At 40.4% G+C, this 2,075-nt stretch carries 1 protein-coding gene; it reads left to right on the plus strand.

The annotated features are described in order from the left end of the window. Positions 1–2,075, plus strand: a 2,075-nt coding sequence (locus WBH99_RS03145; RefSeq protein ID WP_424218657.1) for a hypothetical protein, incomplete at both ends; no start/stop codon positions are given.

The following is a 2,075-nucleotide window of genomic DNA, read 5'->3' on the forward strand; positions in this document are numbered from 1 at the left end:
ATCTGATATTAATGCCAAAATTGCATATGATCTATTATCTCAACCACCCATTGATTATCCAGATGATCTACGAGAGTTGTACAAAAATCATGATACAAAGACCCAAATAGAGACAGTTGAGATAAAAATAGACCGACCTTCAGCCAATGTTTTATATATGTCGGAACTCTTAATAGGCAACCAAGACTCTGATGTTGAATTTTACGAAAAGACCATCGATAGGATTAATAGTTTACCCGAAGATATGCGCCCAGACCTAGTTGTACTATCTGGCCTTATCCAAGGTGACTTTAAATTACTTCAGAAATCACGACGCGCGACTTTAGTTTCTGGTCTTGATAGTATGGATCACCAATTTCGCTATGCTAGGCAAATGTTAGACAAAGCTAGTGAACTTGGTAAACCGGTAGTATATAACATGGGTAACGATGATCGTCGGGTAGCTGAGGAATACACTATTGAAGTATTTCGTAAAATGAGTGATTACGCTAAAAAACACGATAAAGACGGTGGAGTTAAACCAGAAGACAAAATGAACTGGGCCGCTATCGATAAAATGCGACAAAGCCCTCATTGGAACGATCATCTAAAATTTCAAATTGAGACAGTATTCCCATATTGCTTAAAGGCCGGTCGTAGACTTTATACTTCTGAGGAAATGTCAAAAATAACTGACGGAAAAATATCTGTTGAAGAATACTTCTTACTTTATGATATTGAAAAACGTATAAAAAAGAATAAGAGACTTTCAAATGACGAATACCGTTGGCTTAGGCGGTCTAGGGGAGAGATGGCTGATGGCATAATTATCACAGATGATTTTAACCTTCATATTACAACTGATAATAAGGAATATAATGACTGGATTAGACATAATTTTGGCTTCTCTTCAGAACCCATGTATCAAAACCACATGGTTAATTCTATGGCGTCACTAAGTCAATTAGCATCTAGTGGTCAATCAACGCCAGACATGTTTGTAACTCAACATAATCAAGAAGAGGTCGGGGTAAGTATCGGAAACAGCTGGGTGGTATCAACTGGTGGATTGATTGATCCAAAAAGACATATGGAGACAAGGGGTAGTCGTTCAGATGCAGCAGGCGACATTTCAAAGAGACTCGTTAGAACTCGTCGTCGTATACCAAGTCCGTCAGCTAGCGCGCACGAGAGAACGGACGATGGCCGTCACATAGTTACAGTTTTTAACGATGCTTTATACGAAAAGTCATTCAGTATACCCAATAGACTAACTATTGCCGAGATGTGTGATTTTCAAACTGGTTCAATTACAGCTCGCCCTGACTTGTTGGCAAAATATATTGATTATATCCGTATTCACTCTATGGGTGAACGTGCTACGGCGTTGTTTTTTGGAGGTGATATGCTTCATGGACGTAATTATCCGCATTTTGCTTCCGAGTCACAAATGACTGGACTTATGTCAATGGATTCACAGGAGGCATTCAATTTATCGCTTTTCCAAGAAGCTTTCGCCGGTTCAACTAGAGAGGAGCTAAATTCACTCCAGCGTGTTCTTGTGCAACCAGGTAATCACGAATGGAATAGTGGCACATTGAAGTGGCATGGCTATTCATTTGTAACCTACATGCGAAGTTTCTTTGAGAAAACCTTAGCGCGTGGTGGATATAGTGATCAAGAAATCAGCGAAATAGTAAAAACGCATGATGCCGTTATAACTCCAAAAGGTGAATACGCCTCTGGCTACACAGGAATTGAGTATTTCGGTGAAATGGGTGTGCTTATACAACACTATATGATGGAACGCGGTGGTAAAGGATCAGGGGGCGATTTACCAGTTTATCAGGGGCACCATTTCGCCGCTGGAAGCGGTAACTTAACTGAGAATATTGATGTACTAATGGCGGGACACTGGCATCATCCTCAATATGGAGTTTTTGGGGATAAGCTGCATATAGTTGGAGGATCTATTTCGGGTCTTTCTGACTATGAACTAAAACGAGGCTATAGGCCTACAGCTTCTGGAACATTAATTCACTTAGGCGGTGGTCTACCTCCGCAGGTAGAGTTTATTTCAGAGCAAGCTTTAAATC

This window comes from Azovibrio sp. (genome assembly GCF_049658005.1).
Taxonomy (GTDB): domain Bacteria; phylum Pseudomonadota; class Gammaproteobacteria; order Burkholderiales; family Rhodocyclaceae; genus Azovibrio.